This is a genomic window from Agarivorans sp. QJM3NY_25 (assembly GCF_050870875.2).
In the GTDB taxonomy this organism is placed as follows: Bacteria; Pseudomonadota; Gammaproteobacteria; order Enterobacterales; family Celerinatantimonadaceae; genus Agarivorans.
The window spans coordinates 3,589,337-3,607,653 of the sequence record NZ_CP194041.2 but is presented as its reverse complement, the minus strand read 5'-3'; the positions used below and the strand labels follow the sequence as shown (position 1 = coordinate 3,607,653).

Sequence of the window (18,317 nt, the reverse complement as noted above, 5' to 3'; positions counted from 1 at the left end):
TGCATCGGGCAATATAATGGCCAATATTAACGAGGTAAGTGTAATTGAGGTGTTAATGAATAGTTTAGATCTGCTAATAAACAATAATCGTAGTTGGGCAAAAGATATAAAAGAGCAGAATCCCTCCTTTTTTACCGACCTATCCGAACAACAATCACCTGAATTTTTATGGATTGGCTGCAGCGATAGTCGGGTTCCGGCCAATCAGTTAGCGCGATTACCGCCAGGGGAAGTTTTTGTTCATCGTAATATTGCCAACGTGGTTGTGCACACCGATTTAAACTGTCTCTCGGTGATTCAATATGCGGTTGATGTATTGAAGGTGAAGCATATTATTGTCACCGGCCATTATGGTTGTGGGGGCGTATTGGCTTCGATGGAAGATGAACAGAAAGGCTTGATCGATAATTGGTTACGTCACATCAAAGATGTTTACCGTTTTCACCAAGCAGAATTGGATGCAATTGAAGATAAAACCAAACGTGGCGATCGACTATGTGAACTAAACGTGATTGAGCAAGTAAAGAATGTTTGCCAAACCACCATCGTGCAAAATGCTTGGGAGAAGGGCCAACTCTTGGCGGTACACGGCTGTATTTATTCGATTCAAAATGGCATTTTAAATAATTTAAATATCACTCAAAGTGGCTTGGAGCAAAGCTAAGTTTTGCGGCATAAAAAATGCGGTCATTGGACCGCATTTTTTATTGGTTCGGCTTTAGGCTTTTTCTATGTCGCGCGGCATATCATTTGCTAATTCGTGAGGCAGGCGCACCTCTTCTTCTGATAAACCCGCGAGAGGGTTGTTGTAGGTCTCTAAGTTTAAGTCCCCCTCAGACTTAGCAACTGCAACGGTTACCATGCTATCTCCGGTAATATTCACTGCGGTTCTAACCATGTCTAATAAGCGGTCAACGCCAATAATTAAGGCGATCCCTTCTACCGGCAGTCCCACTTGCTGTAACACCATGGCGAGAGTAATCAGGCCGACGCCGGGGACTCCTGCAGTACCTACCGAAGCTAAGGTTGCGGTCACAATCACCAGCATGAAATCACCAGCACTTAAATCGATACTGTAAACTGTTGCGATAAAGATGGTTGCCACGCCCTGCATAATAGAGGTGCCATCCATGTTAATCGTTGCACCTAAAGGAATGGTGAAGGAAGCGGTTGAGTTACGTACCCCCAACTTATGGGTTGCGGTTTCCATGGTGACTGGAATAGTCGCATTTGAAGATGCGGTACTAAACGCAAATACAATGGCTTCCCGCATTTTTTTGATAAACAAAAACGGATTTAGACCCGTTAGCACTTTAAGGAGTACTGGATAGATCACCAATGAGTGAAGCAGTAGCACAACTAATACCACCATAAAGTAACTCATGAGGCTAGCAATTGCGCTAAAGCCTATCTCGAAGAACAATTTGGCTAGTAGGGCAAATACGCCATAGGGCGCTAAGTTCATCAGGATCGTGACTAATTTCATAATCACGACATTTAAATCTTCAAAATGGCTCGCAATACGCTTACCTGATTCGCCGGAAATCGCGATAGCGACCCCAAATAACAATGCAAACACAATGATTTGCAACATGTTGCCCTTTGCCATAGAGGCAATTGGATTATTCGGAAACATGTCGATGATCACCTGGCTTAGGCTCGGCGCTTGTTTGGCATGAAAAGCGGCATCGCTTACCATTTCTAGACCTGAACCAGGGCGTACTAATAGAGCCACGCCCATCGCTAAAGAAATGGCGATGGCGGTAGTGGCTAGATAAAGCAGCACCGTTTTGCCACCTAATCGTCCAAGACGCGCGGTGTCTTTCATGGAGGCAACACCACACACCAACGAGACAAAGACCAAGGGAACCACTAACATTTTTAAGCTGGCAACAAATATAGAGCCCGTAATGTTGAGGATCCCATCCACGATATAGCTTTTTACAAAGGTCGATTCAGCAAAAAAAGTTTGCAAGAACACACCAAGCGCGATGCCGGTAATCATCCCAATTAATATCTTATGAGTCAGACTTAATTTAGAGGTATTCATCATTTCTTTTCTCTATTTTTATGCAGGATTTTGGCCTGCATATAGCTTTAAGTTTGGCACATAGTACCACAGGTTATAAGAAAATCCATTTTAGCTGCTTAATCCTATAGGTTGGTTGGTTTATTTAACTGCCAATGATGTTTGTTGGTGAGTGGAAGTGTGCTGAAAGAAAATAACGAGATAGTAAATTTTGCTTATTTTTTTTGATTTTTCCCTTGAAAAGAAAAATGACGCCCCCAACTTATGATCCAACAAAGAATATTAGTAATAAACAGAATTTGGAGAACACCACCATGGGTCGAATTATTGGTATCGATTTGGGAACCACTAACTCTTGTGTTGCAATTTTAGATGGCGATACCCCTAAAGTTATTGAAAATGCCGAAGGCGATCGTACTACGCCGTCGATTATTGCTTATACAGATGATGGCGAAACCCTTGTTGGTCAGCCAGCCAAACGTCAGGCAGTCACTAACCCTAAAAATACCTTGTTTGCGATTAAACGCTTAATTGGTCGTCGTTTTACTGATGATGAAGTGCAACGTGATATTCAAATTATGCCTTTTAACATTGTTGCCGCTGATAATGGTGACGCGTGGGTAGAAGCGAAAGGTGAGAAGAAAGCGCCGCCACAAATTTCTGCAGAAGTTTTGAAAAAAATGAAAAAAACTGCAGAAGATTACCTAGGTGAAGCGGTAACCGAAGCGGTTATTACGGTTCCTGCATACTTCAACGATTCACAGCGCCAAGCGACTAAAGATGCTGGCCGAATCGCTGGTCTAGACGTTAAACGCATTATTAATGAACCAACGGCTGCTGCATTTGCTTACGGTGTGAATAACTCTAAAGGCGACAATGTTGTTGCGGTATACGATTTAGGTGGTGGTACTTTCGATATCTCTATCATCGAAATTGATGAAGTAGATGGCGAAAAAACCTTCGAAGTATTAGCGACTAATGGTGATACTCACCTTGGTGGTGAAGATTTTGATAACCGTTTGATCAACTACTTAGTTGATGAGTTTAAGAAAGATCAAGGTTTTGACTTGAAGCAAGACCCACTAGCGATGCAACGCTTAAAAGAAGCGGCAGAGAAAGCTAAATGTGAATTGTCTTCAGCACAACAAACTGATGTTAATTTACCATACATCACTGCTGACGCTTCGGGTCCTAAACACCTGAACATCAAAGTGACTCGTTCTAAGTTAGAATCTTTGGTTGAAGAATTAGTACAACGTTCACTAGAGCCACTACGAATTGCTTTGAAAGATGCGGATCTTTCAGTTGGCGATATTAACGATGTTATCTTGGTTGGCGGTCAAACTCGCATGCCAATGGTACAAAAAGCGGTCACTGAGTTCTTTGGTCAAGAACCGCGTAAAGACGTTAACCCTGATGAAGCGGTAGCTATGGGCGCAGCGATTCAAGGTGCGGTATTGTCTGGTGATAAAACCGACGTATTGCTACTTGATGTAACGCCTCTATCTTTGGGTATCGAAACTATGGGCGGCGTGATGACTCGTGTTGTTGAGAAAAACACCACTATCCCAACCAAAGGGTCACAGGTGTTCTCAACTGCAGATGATAATCAAAGCGCAGTAACTGTACACGTGATTCAAGGTGAGCGTAAGCGCGCCGCAGATAACAAATCTCTAGGCCAATTCAACTTAGAAGGTATTCGCCCTGCACAACGTGGTGTACCACAAATTGAAGTGACTTTTGATTTGGATGCCGATGGTATCTTACACGTATCAGCGAAAGATAAAGATACGGCTAAAGAGCAAAAAATCACCATTCAAGCCTCTTCTGGTTTATCCGATGACGAAATCAGTAAAATGGTGAATGATGCAGAAGCTAACGCTGAAGAAGATAAAAAATTCGAAGAGTTAGTTCAGGCTCGTAACCAAGCCGATGCTTTAGTTCACGGTACTCGTAAACAAGTGGAAGAAGCGGGTGAAGCGCTTCCGACTGACGAGAAAGAGAAAATCGAAGCAGCTATTGAAGAGTTAGAGACCGCGCGTAAAGGTGAAGATAAAGCTGCAATTGAGGCGAAAACTCAAGCGCTGATCGAAGCCTCTCAAAAACTTATGGAAGTTGCTCAGCAACAAGCACAAGCGAATGCGGGTGATGCAGATGCTGAACCAACAGCTGAGACTCAAGATGATGTTGTGGACGCCGAATTTGAAGAAGTAAAAGACGATAAGAAGTAATTCTTAAATCTGGATTCAAATGAACTAAATAACGGGCGTTGTGTGAGCAACGCCCGTATCTCTATCATCTATCACAGCCAATACTTGCGGTAGCGAGAAAGTAGAACACCAACTATGTCAAAACGCGATTATTACGAAGTTCTTGGTCTAGGCAAAGATGCCACTGAACGAGACATTAAAAAAGCCTACAAACGTTTGGCGATGAAATTCCACCCTGACCGCACTAAGGGGGATAAAGCTTCTGAAGAAAAATTTAAGGAAGTGAAAGAAGCCTATGAAGTGCTTAGCAATGCCAATAAAAAAGAGGCCTATGATCATTATGGTCATGCGGGGGTTGATCCGAACCGTGGTGCGGGTGGCTTTGGCGGCGGACAAGGTGATTTTGGCGACGCATTTGGTGATATCTTTGGTGATATCTTTGGTGGTGGCCGTGCCGGTGGTGGTGGACGTCGCCAACCGCAACGTGGCTCAGATTTACGTTACAACTTAGAGTTAACCTTAGAACAAGCCGTTAAAGGTATTAAGAAAGAGATTAAGGTGCCAACCTTAGTTCACTGTGAACAGTGTAACGGAAGTGGTGCGAAGAAAGGTTCTCAGCCAAAAACCTGTGGTACTTGTCATGGTCAAGGCCAGGTGCAAATGCGCCAAGGTTTTTTTGCGGTGCAACAAGCCTGTCCAACCTGTAAAGGTAAAGGTTCGATTATTTCTGACCCATGCCATAAGTGTCATGGCGAAGGTCGTTATGAGCGCTCTAAAACTTTGTCGGTTAGTATTCCTGCAGGCGTTGATACAGGTGACCGAGTTCGTTTATCCGGTGAAGGTGAAGCGGGCGAAAATGGTGCCCCAGCGGGTGACTTGTATGTTCAAGTTCATGTGAAAGAACACCCTATTTTCCAACGTGAGCAAAATAACCTCTATTGTGAAGTCCCTATTAGCTTTACCCTAGCGGCTCTCGGTGGAGAAATAGAGGTTCCAACTTTAGACGGTCGTGTGAGCTTAAAAGTGCCGAACGAAACGCAAAGCGGACGGATGTTCAGAATGCGTGGTAAAGGTGTGAAGTCGGTTCGTGGTGGTCCAATTGGAGACTTGATCTGTAAGGTGATAGTTGAGACGCCAGTGAAGCTTAATGAGACTCAAAAACAATTGCTTCGAGATCTTGAAGATAGCTGTGGAGGCTCTGCCAGCAGTAAACATAAGCCTAAGGCTGAAGGCTTTTTTGATGGGGTAAAAAAGTTCTTTGATGACCTCACTAGCTAACGAGTTATAGATGAATAAGCGGCGATAGCCGCTTTTTTTATGTCTTCATTTTAGGGCTCGGAATTCTTAAATCGAATACTCAGGCGATATTGGTCTATGTTATGATTTTGGCAAAGGGTGCTTTGTGTGGCGAGGGCGGCGACCAGAGAATACTTATTATAGCGAGTCGAGGACACGACTTGTGGTTGATGGCAGAGTCCCTCCTTTTGTTCGTGACCAGAGCAATGGCTTTAGTGCCTTGGTCTTATCGTTGGCTCAAATGGTGGACTAGACTGAGGATATTGATATCTGGGTGGCTTGCTGCACTGTCAAATATGGAATTATTTCATGAATAAATCGCTTAAATTGGGGCTGTTAACCAGCTCATTGTTAGTTTTACTTAGCTGCTCTTCCTCGCCAACAGGGCGAAAGCGGGTATTACTTTATGATGACTCGGAAATGAGTTCATTGGGAGCCCAATCTTTTGATGAGATCAAAAAACAAGAGAAAATCTTTCACGATCCTGCGACCAATGCCTATGTGAGTTGCGTGGCGAATGCCGTGACCGCTGAGATCCCAGGTGACTATGGTCAACAACAATGGGAAGTTGTGGTTTTCGATTCAGAACAAGTGAACGCTTTCGCTTTACCTGGAGGGCATATTGGTGTTTACACGGGCTTAATTGAGCTTGCTGAAACACCGGATCAATTGGCGACAGTGATCGGCCATGAAATTTCTCACGTTTTAGCTGAACATAGTAATGAGCGCTTATCTCGCGGACAAATTGTTGGTGTTGGAACTGCGGTGGCTGCGGTGGCTATTGGGGTGAGTGACAGCATCGATAATAAAGGCTTGGCGATGGCGGCTCTTGGCTTAGGCGTACAATATGGGGTGATGTTGCCCTATGGCCGAACTCAAGAGAGCGAAGCCGATTTGATGGGTTTAGATTTAATGGCGAGCGCTGGTTTTGACCCAAAGGCTAGCGTGACTTTGTGGCAGAATATGGCAAAAGCTGGCGGAGCTTCGGTTCCTGAATTTCTTTCTACTCATCCCTCAAATACGACCCGAATTGGTGATTTAGAAACTCGGCTCCCGCGGGCGGAACAATTGACTAAGCAAGCTCTTGCGCAAGGGAAAAATCCGCAGTGCGTTCGGCCTGCTAAGCCTAGCTGAACGAATGAAAATCCAGTTAGCACAGGCTGCCGATGCTGCCGCTATTTGTTTGGTGCAGCGACGAAGTTGGCAACACGTTTATGACCATCAGTTGATAGAAAATATGTTGCAGGCTTTACCGGTCTCATTACATCAACGGTTGTGGATGCAGCGTATAGCCTCAACAGATTGTAGTACATGGACAGTGAATACCCCGCTTGTTTCAGGTTTGTTGATGTTAGAGCAAGTGGATCAGGAGCTCGAACTTGCTGCCCTGTATCTGGACCCCGATGCGATTGGTCAGGGTTGGGGAAGGCTGTTGTTCGAGCATGCCTGCCGTGAAGTAAAATCTAAAGCACTATATTGTTGGGTGATGGAAGACAACCACCATGCGCAAGGGTTTTACCAACACCTTGGTTTTGAATTTAGTGATGAGCGACGAGAATTTAATTTTTGTGGTAGTCATTTTATTCAAAAAAAGGCGCAATTAGTCCGCTAATCGCGGTTTTTATAGTAACTTTATGTTAACCTTTGTGGTTTTTAGCAAGTAGATTTAAGAGAGCAAATGAGCGATAAATATCAAGGCGCTGCTGCGCAAGCAAGTTATGGCTACGGCCTACAAATTGGTGAGCAAATTGGGCGTGCCGCATTCGATGGTTTAGAAGTAAACGCAATGCTAGATGGGATCCGTGACGTCATGCAAGGTGCGGAGCCGCAAGTTGAAGAGGCTTTAATTGCCGCAGCATTCCAAGAAATAACCAAAGAAATCGAAGCCAAGAAAGCCGAGCAACATAAAGATGCAATGGCAGAAGGCGAAAATTTCTTAATGGAAAATGGCCAACGCCCAGAAATCAATAAAACCGAAACAGGCCTTCAATATGAAGTCTTGGTTGAAGGTGATGGTGAAACGCCGAGCGCAAGCAGTAAAGTACAGGTTCATTATGAAGGTACTTTAATTTCTGGTGAAGTGTTCGACAGCTCGGTAAAACGAGGCCAGCCTGCAGAGTTTCCTGTGAATGGTGTTATTAAAGGTTGGACTGAAGCCCTACAGCGCATGAAAGTGGGTGATAAGTGGAAGCTATATATCCCGCAAGAACTTGCTTATGGCTCTCAAGGTGCTGGCGCAGCCATCCCTCCGTTTGCAGCTTTGGTATTTGAAGTTGAGTTATTAGCCATTCTTGGTTAATCGCCCCTTCTGTTGATAAACCGGCTTTATAGCCGGTTTTTTTGTGCCTGCGATCCCGGCGCAATAGGAATGGCTTGCGTGGCATCCTGCGATGTTTGGTATTTGCTTGACCCACTGTTTATATCAATCTAACTCATTATCAGTTGATTCTTATTGGACTACATCATCGCTCACTGCGTTATGCATCTTGTAATTTTAGCCGCTAGTTACGGCACTTACTGCCTCGTTAACGGCAGATTTATTCTGCGCAATAAGTTGATTATATAGCGAATCAGATTGGTATTAGATTTGCTGTTACTGCTAATTTGGGGGGAGAAGATTACTCTTCGTGGCTTTAGCTGAGGTGGTTTCAAATCATTGCGAAGCCTCGTTTTATCTTATCTGCTTTGCTATAGTCGACTCCAAATTGCGGTCGCAGAGTCTGATTCGAAAAGGAGAGTTAAAATGTCGCAAGTGAGAGTAGCGATTGTTGGATGCAATGGACGAATGGGGAAAAATTTACTGGAGGCTGTGAATCATAGTGATGCTGCGATCTTGGGGGCCGCAACAGAACGACCCGGTTCCAGTTTAATTGGGATTGATGTGGGTGACTTAGCGGGTTTTGGCAAGCTGAATATAGCGATTGTCGAGAACTTGGAACGAGTGAAAGATGACATCGATGTGATTATTGATTTTACCGCCCCAGCCGTTACCTTATCTCATGTTGAATGGGCTCGGGCTAACCACAAAAAGATGGTGATTGGCACCACTGGTTTTAGCGATGAACAAAAACAACAGCTAGAAGAAGCGGCTGACGATATTGCCATTATGTTTGCGCCGAATATGAGTGTTGGTGTGAACTTAGTCTTTAAGTTGTTGGAAATCGCAGCCCAAGTGATGGGAGATTACACCGACATTGAAATCATCGAAGGTCACCATCGACATAAAGTAGATGCGCCTTCGGGAACGGCTTTAGGGATGGGTGAGGTGATCGCTGACACCTTGGGCAGAGACCTGAAAAAAGTAGCCGTTTACGGTCGAGAAGGGATCACTGGCGAGCGTGATCGAGAGACGATTGGTTTTGCAACCATTCGTGCTGGAGATTTAGTGGGAGAACATACCGTGATGTTTGCCGATATTGGTGAGCGAGTTGAAATAACTCATAAAGCATCTAGTCGAATGACCTTCGCCAATGGCGCTGTAAGGGCTGCTGTGTGGTTACAAGATAAACCGTCGGGATTGTTTAATATGCGTGATGTATTAAATTTAAACGATTAAGGTTTTCTTATTGGATTTTAGAACGCCGCTTTGCGGCGTTTTTTTTTGGAGCTGAATTTAACTATCGATATAATATACTAAAATGACATTTGAAAGCGTTATCAACGAATGTTTTGAAATCGCTTTCAAGAATTATGTGCTTGATCGGCCTCACAAAGGTTATAAAAAATACAGGTAACTTACGCTGTGTTACATAAAGTTACGCTGAAGTCACAGTCCTTTTTTTGTTGAAATTCTACCTTATTGTCATCTCGTCCAATGGAAGGCGAGAACCAAAAAAATCTAAACAGAGTTGTTGAAGATTGGATTAGCAATGAGGAAAGGAAGGTTAACATGGACATAAAAATAACGAAGCTAGCAAAGCTCACCATGCCATTTATTGCGGCAGTAGCAATGATGGGTTGTGGGAGTAGTGATGAATCGAGTGGTTCAGGTAATAGTGGAGTGATTGATGGGCTGTACTCTGCCGCTGAAAATGAAGTCGTTATCTATTATAAGCGCGATGATGCACAGGCAAAGGTTAATGAATCAGCCTATGCAGGTTGGGGGCTGCATTTGTGGAATGGTGAGGGCTGTACCAGTACTGATTTGGAAGCGATGGGTGTCGCCGAAGCGGGAACGGATTGGTCTTCACCTTATCTTGCTACGGGTATTAGTGAAACTTACGGTGCCTATTATGTATTAAAAGTTGATCCCGATGCTAATGACCCATATCAGTGTATGAATTTTATTCTGCATAATGGAGATGACAAGGCATTTGGAAGTGCAAATTCAAAAGTAGAATTAACAAAATTGGGTGAGTCTCAAGGTTTATTCGGTTTTCATGGCAGTAGCGAGATTTTCTATGCGCCGATTGCTGAACGTCCGGTGGCAATTGATGGTGCTAAAGCGCACTGGGTGGATGCAAAAACCATCGCCTGGGAATCTGTTGGTAGCGCGAGTTCTTTAGAGCTACGCTATGATCTTGAAAATAAAATCGCAATGGATCCAGAAACCAAAGAAGTTAGCGGTGGTACCGCAGTTACTTTGAGTGAAGGAACCTTGAGTGATGCAGTTAAAAAGCGTTTTCCACATTTAGCGAGTTTAGCCGCGGCCAGTATTGACGTTGATGATGCAACGCTTAAAACTATTTTGAAGAGCCAAATTGTGGTGGTGGCAAAAAATGCCGAAGGGAAAGCGACCGCAGCCACTCAAGTGCAAAAAGCGGGGGTGATTGACGCTGTGTTTGTACAGGGTGACAAAGGTGCTCTGTCGGAAGAGCTCGGTGCTATTGTGAGCGATGATGGTGTGACCTTTAAGGTGTGGGCACCTACGGCGCAAAATCTAAAACTGTATCTGTATGACGACCAACTCAAGGCTTTTGGTCAGCCTGTTGTGATGACTCAAGCTGCAAACGGCGTGTGGTCGGCTCAGCAATCGGACGTCGTTGGTAAATACTATCGCTATGAAGTGACGGTTTATCATCCTACAACCAGTAACATTGAAACGCGTATGGTGACCGACCCTTACTCCTTAAGTTTGTCGGCTAATTCCGCTTATTCTCAAGTGGTTGATTTAGAGTCTAAGGATTTAAAACCTACGGGTTGGGACAGTGATGAAGTACCCAAGCTAGCCAAAGATATTGACCATGTACTCTATGAATCTCATCTGCGTGATTTTAGCGCCAGTGATAGTCTTGGTACCAAGGCATACAATGGTAAGTACTTAGCTTTGACGGAAGCTGAACGGGATTCGGTAGTTCATCTTAAAGAGTTGCAACAAGCTGGATTAACCACCTTACATATTATGCCTGCCTTTGATATTGCAACAGTAGATGAAGACCCCGATAAGGTGGTGAACATCACCGATACTGTGGCTAAGCTATGTGACTTAAAACCCAGTGCTCAAGTTTGTGAGACTGCCGATAAAGGCAAAGTTATTGAAGATCTATTAGATTCTTACGACCCAACCACGGGTGACGCACAAGCACTGATGGGGGATTTACGTGCTTTAGATAGTTTTAACTGGGGTTATGACCCTTATCATTACACCGTGCCTGAAGGTAGTTACGCAACAGATGCAGAAGGCACGACTCGGATCAAAGAGTTCCGAGAAATGGTGAAGGCAACTCACGATATGGGACTGCAGGTTGTTATGGATGTAGTGTATAACCATACCAATGCTTCGGGAGTAGAGGATAAGTCGGTACTCGATAAAATTGTCCCCGGATACTATCATCGTCGAAACCCTAATACTGGCGATGTGGAAACCTCAACCTGTTGTGACAACACTGCTACCGAAAATCTGATGATGGGTAAACTAATGACCGACTCATTAGTGACTTGGGCTAAAGAGTATAAAATTGATGGTTTCCGTTTTGATTTGATGGGGCATCAGCCGAAAGATTTAATGGTTGATTCTTTGGCTGCAGTTAGAAAAGTGGATGATGATACTTATTTCTATGGGGAAGGCTGGGACTTCGGTGAAGTCTCTAATAACGCTCGTTTCGAGCAATCAACCCAATGGAATATGGCCGGCACTGGTATTGGTACCTTCTCCGATCGTTTACGCGACGCGGTACGTGGAGGGAGTCCATTTGATAGTGGTGATGGCATTCGTAAAACTCAAGGCTTTGGTAATGCGGACACGCTGAACGATCTCAATTCCGATGCGGATAGCTTCCGTGCTGATGCACTCCACAATCAAGACTTAATTCGTTTGGGAATGGCTGGCAACTTACAGAAATTTGTGTTGTTGGATGCAGAGGGGAATACCAAGCGCGGTGAAGATGTCGATTATAACGGCGCAAAAGCGGGTTATACACTGAGTCCTTCGGAAAATATCTCCTATGTTTCTAAGCACGATAACCAAACGCTTTGGGATAACAATGCCTATAAAGCGACCACTGGAACTTCCCCCGCGGATCGTGCCCGGATGCAAACGGTGAGTTTATCGACGGTGATGTTAGGTCAAGGGATCCCATTTATTCACATGGGATCTGAATTACTGCGTTCTAAGTCGATGCAACGAGATAGTTATGATTCGGGTGATTGGTTTAACCGAGTCGACTTCTCAGGTCAAAGCAATAACTGGAATGTAGGCCTACCGAGAGCCGATAAAGATGAGGCAAACTGGGACTTAATCAAGAAGATTATCGCCGACCAGACGACGCAAGTTAAGCCTGCTGATATCGCATTAACTAAAGAGCAGTTCCTTGAGTTATTAAAAATACGCTCAGGGAGTGAACTATTTAGATTGAAAGATGCGGATGCGGTTAAAGCGAGGGTTGATTTCCGCAACGTTGGTAAAGAACAGGTGCAAGGCCTGATCGTGATGTCGATTGATGATGGCACGAGTGCTGGCTCAGACTTGGATGCAAACAATGATGCGATTGTTGTGGTACTGAATGCTACAGATGAGGAGCAAAGCTTTGAAATAGCGGGTGCTAGCGGTTTTGAGTTACACCCCGTTCAGAAAAATTCTGCTGATGATGTTGTGCAAGGCGCAAGTTTCGCTAACGCAAGCTTTACTGTGCCAGCACGCACCACCGCGGTATTTGTACAACCGCAAGATGGCGCGCAAGGTGCCGGTTTACCAGTGAATACCAGTAATAAAGACTTAACCACAATACCGCCATTTAACCAGACCGTTTATGTGAAAGGTAGTATGAATGACTGGGCCGATAACGATGACTATGCCATGACCTTTAAAGGGGATGGCATCTATGAGTTGACGGTTAGTTTGAATGCCAATGATGGTTATGAGTTTAAGTTTGCTGATTCATCTTGGTCGAGCCCAAATATTGGCTGTGATTGGGCGACTCAGGCCGAAACTTCAATTAGTTTAGGTGATGCGGAAAACTGTAAATTGCCAGTAAGCGAAGACGGTCTGTATAAGTTCACTTTAGATGCGAAATATGTACAAACTGACAGTGAGGATGATAAAGCGATTGTTTCAGTAACAAAATCTGAGCAAAGCTTAACTCCAACTTATAGCTCCGATATTTTCTTGCGCGGAACCATTACCACTTGGGATACGCCTGCAGAGGATTCAAGTGCCAAATTTGCTTACACTGCTACTAATACTTATCGTTTGACCTTGGACCTTACGGTTGGAGATTACGAGATGAAGATTGCAGATGCAGCGTGGACCGCAGCTGTTAATTTTGGGGCAGATACTAGCGTCGCTCTAGACTCACCAGTGACTTTAGATGGCGGTAGCGCAAGTGCCAATATGAAGTTCTCGGTTACGGAAGCGGGGAGTTATACTTTCACACTTAATACCGCTAATGCGGATGCACCAGTGTTAACTGTGAGCCAATAACAAAATTTCTTAAACTGATTAATTGCCGACCCTTAAGGTCGGCTTTTTTATGCGCAATAAATTTCAGTTGGTTTACATAGTTATTACATTTATTGTTATTTGATGAATGAAGTACAGGCCCAAGACTGAATTGATAAGCTTGTGTCAGAACGTTGTAGGTGAAAATCCGCTTTTTGTTTAGTAAAAGTTGTTAGAATATTTATGTGGATAATTAGCATTCTTATATTATTGTTTTTATCATTTTAAGTTTTCAATTGGAGTGGGAAAATTGTATTTATCGCTATTAAAGTCGTATTTTCAGCTAAATAACTTATTTTCATAAGTTTGTATAAAAAACAATAGATCTCTTGCCTTATCTCTTCTATAATCCGCGGAATTTGCCAAATTTTTATTGTGTTGGGCTAAAGTTAGGCTTTAGTTCAACTTTGTCGTATCGACAATTCTTTGTTAGGAGGTTGCCTTGAGCAAATCAGCGCTGCTGGTATTAGAAGACGGTACCGTGTTCCGTGGTACTGCAATCGGAGCCAATGGAAGTGCCGTTGGAGAAGTTGTTTTTAATACTTCGATGACCGGATATCAAGAAATTTTAACTGACCCTTCATACGCTCGCCAAATAGTCACCCTCACTTACCCCCATATTGGAAACTACGGAACAACACCTGAAGATGAAGAGTCTTCGAGTATTCATGCCTGTGGTTTAGTGATTCGTGATTTACCTTTGTTAGCGAGCAATTTCCGCAGCCAGCAAAGTTTGAGTGAATATTTAGAGTCTCGTAATGTGGTGGGGATCGCTGACATTGATACCCGTAAGTTAACCCGTATTTTACGAGAGAAAGGTGCTCAGGCGGGTTGTATTGTGGCTGGGGAAGATCTGGACGAAGCAAAAGCTCTAGCGGACGCGAAAGCTTTTCCGGGTCTAAAGGGCATGGATTTGGCCAAAGAAGTGACAACTTTGGAGTCTTATCCCTGGGCGCAAGGCAGTTGGGACTTAGCCAATGGCTTACCGGCAGACAGTGAAGAGAATAAATTTCATGTGGTTGCTTACGACTTTGGCGTGAAGCGTAATATTTTACGTATGTTGGTTGACCGAGCTTGTAAGTTGACCGTGGTTCCAGCACAAACGCCCGCCGAAGATGTTTTGGCACTTAAGCCGGATGGTATCTTCTTATCAAACGGCCCCGGTGATCCAGAGCCATGTGATTATGCCATTGCGGCGGTTCAACGCTTCCTCGAAACAGATATCCCCGTATTTGGGATCTGTTTAGGCCATCAAATTCTTGCTTTAGCCAGTGGCGCTAAAACCGTGAAGATGAAATTTGGTCATCATGGTGGGAACCATCCGGTGAAAGACATTAAGCAGAATCGAGTCATGATTACCGCACAAAACCACGGTTTTGCCGTTGACGAAAAAACCTTGCCAGATACGCTAACAATGACCCACTTCTCACTGTTTGACCAAAGCTTACAGGGTATTCATCGCACCGATAAGCCTGCGTTTAGTTTTCAGGGTCATCCTGAAGCGAGCCCTGGTCCGCATGATGCAGCGCCATTGTTTGACCATTTCATTGAATTAATTGAGCAGCGCCTTAACGGCCAAGCGTAGGTAGAGAGCAGCAGAACTTATGCCAAAACGTAATGATATAAAAAGCATTTTGATATTGGGCGCAGGCCCGATTGTTATCGGCCAGGCCTGTGAGTTTGACTACTCTGGTGCCCAGGCTTGTAAGGCCTTGCGTGAAGAGGGTTACCGAGTCATTTTGGTTAACTCTAACCCCGCGACCATTATGACTGACCCGGAGATGGCTGATGCCACCTACATCGAACCGATTCATTGGGAAGTTGTAGAACGAATTATCGCCAAAGAACGTCCGGATGCAGTTCTGCCGACGATGGGTGGTCAAACCGCATTGAACTGTGCGCTAGAGCTTGAGAGCAAGGGCGTACTCGAAAAATACAATGTTGAAATGATTGGTGCTACGGCGGACGCGATTGATAAAGCAGAAGATCGCAGCCGTTTCGACAAGGCTATGAAAAGTATTGGTTTAGCTTGTCCAAATGCCGGTATTGCCCATTCTATGGAAGAGGCTTACAAGGTCTTAGACGAAGTCGGCTTCCCTTGTATTATTCGACCCTCTTTCACCATGGGGGGTACTGGTGGCGGTATCGCTTATAACAAAGAAGAGTTCGATGAAATTTGTACTCGAGGCTTAGACCTTTCTCCAACCAGTGAGTTATTGATTGACGAAAGTTTAATTGGTTGGAAAGAGTACGAGATGGAAGTGGTTCGTGATAAAAACGACAACTGTATCATTGTCTGTGCTATTGAAAACTTCGACCCAATGGGCGTACACACCGGTGACTCAATCACGGTTGCTCCTGCACAAACGCTTTCTGACAAAGAATACCAATTGATGCGTAATGCCTCGTTAGCGGTTTTACGCGAAATTGGCGTAGAAACAGGTGGCTCTAACGTTCAGTTTGGGATTTGTCCAAACACTGGCCGTATGGTGATTATTGAGATGAACCCGCGGGTATCGCGCTCATCTGCACTCGCGTCTAAAGCAACTGGTTTCCCCATCGCAAAAATTGCAGCTAAGTTAGCCGTAGGCTTTACCCTTGATGAGCTGCAAAACGATATTACCGGTGGTCAGACACCTGCGTCGTTTGAGCCTTCCATTGACTATGTAGTCACTAAAATCCCTCGCTTTAACTTTGAGAAGTTTGCTGGTGCTAACGACCGCTTAACCACCCAAATGAAGTCGGTGGGTGAGGTGATGGCGATTGGTCGTAACCAACAAGAGTCACTGCAAAAAGCGCTACGCGGTCTAGAAGTTGGGGTGGATGGTTTTGACCCGATTGTTGATTTAAATGCGCCTGATGCCATGGAAACTATTCGTCACGAATTGCAAAACGTAGGCTGTGACCGTATCTGGTATATCGCAGACGCATTCCGTGCGGGAATGAGCGTTGAAGATATCTTTGGCCTGACCAATATTGACCGCTGGTTTTTGGTGCAAATTGAAGACATCGTGCTACTAGAAAATCAAGTTGCCAAAGCAGGCGTTGCTAGCCTAGATGAGGCGACGATGCGCAAACTCAAACGCAAGGGCTTTGCCGATGCGCGTTTGGCAAAGCTTACTGGGGTGTCTGAGAAAGAAATTCGTAAACTACGTCACCGTTTAGAAGTGCTACCGGTTTACAAACGGGTTGATACTTGTGCCGCAGAATTTGCTACTGATACTGCGTACATGTATTCAACTTATGATGAAGAATGTGAAGCCAATCCTACGAACAATAAAAAAATCATGGTTTTAGGTGGCGGTCCTAACCGTATTGGTCAAGGTATTGAATTCGACTACTGTTGTGTTCATGCAGCGCTTGCGATGCGAGAAGATGGTTACGAAACCATTATGGTGAACTGTAACCCAGAAACGGTATCGACCGATTATGATACTTCTGACCGCTTGTACTTTGAGCCGGTAACCTTAGAAGACGTACTGGAAATTGTTCGTGTTGAGCAGCCAACTGGGGTGATTGTGCAGTATGGTGGCCAAACGCCGCTTAAGCTCGCACGTGAGCTAGAAGCGGCTGGCGTGCCGATTATTGGTACTTCGCCTGACGCGATTGACCGCGCCGAAGATCGTGAGCGTTTCCAACTAGCTGTCGATCGTTTGAAGCTGAAACAGCCTGAGAATGATACGGTAACCACGACGGAAGATGCCCTTATTTCTGCAGAGCGTATTGGTTACCCCTTAGTGGTACGTCCTTCTTATGTGTTAGGCGGACGAGCCATGGAAATTGTTTATGACGAAATCGATTTACGTCGCTACTTCAAAGAAGCGGTTAGTGTATCGAATGACTCGCCGGTACTGCTTGATAGCTTCCTAAATGATGCCATTGAAATCGATATTGATGCCATTTGTGACGGTAAAGATGTGGTGATTGGCGGCATTATGGAGCACATTGAGCAAGCGGGAGTTCACTCGGGTGATTCTGCCTGTTCATTGCCTGCTTATACCTTAAGCCCACAAATTCAAGACCGAATGCGTGAACAGGTGAAGGCCTTAGCTTTAGAGCTGGGTGTGATTGGCTTAATGAATACCCAGTTTGCAGTGAAAGATGACGAAATTTACTTAATCGAAGTCAACCCTCGTGCTGCGCGCACCGTGCCATTTGTTTCTAAGGCAACTGGGGTTCCAATTGCTAAAGTGGCTGCTCGGGTTATGGCTGGTAAATCCTTAGCTGAGCAGGGCATTACTAGAGAAGTGATCCCACCTTTTTATTCTGTTAAAGAAGTGGTATTGCCGTTTAACAAATTCCACGGTGTTGACCCTATCTTAGGCCCTGAAATGCGTTCTACGGGTGAAGTGATGGGGGTAGGTGATACTTTCGCTGAAGCCTACGCTAAAGCTGAGCTAGGGATTGGCAATGACGGACCGAAGAGTGGTCGTGTGTTGTTGTCGGTGCGTAATTCCGATAAGAAGCGGGTGGCAGAGCTTGCGGCTAAGCTGGTCGAGTTGGGTTATCAACTCGATGCTACTCACGGTACAGCTGTGGCGCTTGGCGAAGCGGGTATTAATCCTCGTTTGGTGAATAAGGTACACGAAGGTCGGCCACACATTTTGGACCGTTTAAAAAATGGTGAGTACAGTTATGTCATCAATACCACTGAAGGGCGTCAATCTATCGAAGATTCTCGTCAATTGCGGCGGGCTGCTTTGGTGCAAAAAATAAACTATACCACTACCTTAAACGGGGCCTTTGCAACTTGTTTAGCACATAATGCCGATGACCGTGGTACTGTGACTTCCCTCCAAGATTTGCATAAACGTATAGTGTAATCATTAGTAATCGCGATGACTTTGGCGGTGAATCACTTCACCGCAGCTTAAAATCGCGTTACACTGCACCTATAAATAAAAGT

The 18,317-nt window shown here is 44.7% G+C and carries 11 protein-coding genes; 10 read left to right on the top strand and 1 reads right to left on the bottom strand.

Translation table 11 applies throughout. The annotated features are described in order from the left end of the window. The first annotated feature begins 55 nt into the window (after positions 1-55). Complete coding sequence (gene can, locus ACRRSW_RS16525; protein ID WP_432452159.1) at positions 56-664, top strand: carbonate dehydratase; 609 nt, start codon at positions 56-58, stop codon at positions 662-664. Between the two features lie 54 nt (positions 665-718). Here the strand turns inward: can and ACRRSW_RS16520 are convergent, their stop codons facing one another. After that, a complete protein-coding gene (locus ACRRSW_RS16520) occupies positions 719-2,053 on the bottom strand; it encodes a dicarboxylate/amino acid:cation symporter (RefSeq protein ID WP_432452160.1) in 1,335 nt (444 codons plus the stop codon). A 290-nt stretch (positions 2,054-2,343) separates the two neighbouring features. Between ACRRSW_RS16520 and dnaK the strand changes: the two genes are divergently transcribed. From dnaK to carB, 9 genes are all read left to right on the top strand, one after another. Continuing rightward, a complete protein-coding gene (gene dnaK / locus ACRRSW_RS16515) occupies positions 2,344-4,260 on the top strand; it encodes a molecular chaperone DnaK (RefSeq protein WP_432452161.1) in 1,917 nt (638 codons plus the stop codon). A 114-nt stretch (positions 4,261-4,374) separates the two neighbouring features. Continuing rightward, positions 4,375-5,517 carry a molecular chaperone DnaJ gene (gene dnaJ / locus ACRRSW_RS16510; RefSeq protein WP_432452162.1) on the top strand — a complete coding sequence of 381 codons (1,143 nt, stop codon included), beginning with the start codon at positions 4,375-4,377 and terminating at the stop codon, positions 5,515-5,517. A 327-nt stretch (positions 5,518-5,844) separates the two neighbouring features. Further along, entirely contained in the window at positions 5,845-6,669 is an 825-nt protein-coding gene (locus ACRRSW_RS16505; RefSeq protein ID WP_432452163.1) for a M48 family metallopeptidase, read from the top strand. Between the two features lie 4 nt (positions 6,670-6,673). Then, positions 6,674-7,147 carry a GNAT family N-acetyltransferase gene (locus ACRRSW_RS16500; RefSeq protein ID WP_432452164.1) on the top strand — a complete coding sequence of 158 codons (474 nt, stop codon included), beginning with the start codon at positions 6,674-6,676 and terminating at the stop codon, positions 7,145-7,147. 66 nt (positions 7,148-7,213) lie between these two features. Further along, the gene (locus ACRRSW_RS16495; RefSeq protein ID WP_432452165.1) at positions 7,214-7,834 is read left to right on the top strand and encodes an FKBP-type peptidyl-prolyl cis-trans isomerase; all 621 of its coding nucleotides are present in this window, start codon (positions 7,214-7,216) and stop codon (positions 7,832-7,834) included. Between the two features lie 444 nt (positions 7,835-8,278). After that, positions 8,279-9,091: a 4-hydroxy-tetrahydrodipicolinate reductase gene (gene dapB / locus ACRRSW_RS16490; RefSeq protein WP_432459870.1), complete on the top strand. Its 813-nt coding sequence runs from the start codon at positions 8,279-8,281 to the stop codon at positions 9,089-9,091. A 333-nt stretch (positions 9,092-9,424) separates the two neighbouring features. Beyond that, a complete protein-coding gene (pulA, locus tag ACRRSW_RS16485) occupies positions 9,425-13,393 on the top strand; it encodes a pullulanase-type alpha-1,6-glucosidase (RefSeq protein ID WP_432459869.1) in 3,969 nt (1,322 codons plus the stop codon). 460 nt (positions 13,394-13,853) lie between these two features. After that, on the top strand, positions 13,854-14,996 hold the full coding sequence (gene carA, locus ACRRSW_RS16480) for a glutamine-hydrolyzing carbamoyl-phosphate synthase small subunit (RefSeq protein WP_432459867.1): 1,143 nt from the start codon (positions 13,854-13,856) through the stop codon (positions 14,994-14,996). Between the two features lie 19 nt (positions 14,997-15,015). Then, a complete protein-coding gene (carB, locus tag ACRRSW_RS16475; protein ID WP_432459866.1) occupies positions 15,016-18,234 on the top strand; it encodes a carbamoyl-phosphate synthase large subunit in 3,219 nt (1,072 codons plus the stop codon). The last annotated feature ends 83 nt before the right edge of the window (positions 18,235-18,317 follow it).